General features: G+C 64.6%; 1 protein-coding gene. It reads right to left on the bottom strand.

Translation table 11 applies throughout. From position 1 onward, the window contains the following. A partial coding sequence (locus A5659_RS14025) for an NAD(P)/FAD-dependent oxidoreductase (RefSeq protein ID WP_197498011.1) occupies window positions 1-560 on the bottom strand: 560 nt, incomplete at both ends.

The following is a 560-nucleotide window of genomic DNA, read 5'->3' as shown; positions in this document are numbered from 1 at the left end:
GCCTCGACCGCCTTGTTCGTCAGGATGGTGATCTTGTCGTTGGCCTTGGCCCGTTCGAGCATGATCCGCGACGCCCGAAACTCCGCACGCCGGTGCACCAACGTCACACTGCGGGCAAAGCGGGTCAAAAAGGTGGCCTCCTCCATCGCCGAGTCCCCACCGCCGATCACCGCGATGTCCTGGTCCTTGAAAAAGAACCCATCACAGGTCGCACAGGAGGACACCCCGCGGCCCAACAACTCCTGCTCCCCGGGCACCCCCAAATACCGGGCCGCCGCCCCCATGGCCAAGATCACCGCCCGCGCGCGCACCGTCTCACCCTCGGCCGTGGTCACCGACTTGATTCGACCCTGCAACGAGACCGATTCGACGTCTTCCATCCGCAGATCGGCCCCAAAGCGCAGCGCCTGCTCACGCATCTGATCCATCAACTCCGGACCCGTGATCCCGTCGCGAAAACCCGGGAAATTCTCCACCTCGGTGGTCGTCATCAACGCCCCACCAAACGACGTCCCCTCAAACACCACCGGCGCCAACTGCGCCCGCGCCGCATACAACGC

Origin of the sequence: Mycobacterium sp. 1165196.3, assembly GCF_001673415.1 — a bacterium.
Classification (GTDB): Bacteria; Actinomycetota; Actinomycetes; order Mycobacteriales; family Mycobacteriaceae; genus Mycobacterium; species Mycobacterium europaeum_A.
The sequence above is the reverse complement of the archived record's forward strand: the minus strand, read 5'-3'. Positions and strand labels throughout refer to the sequence as shown.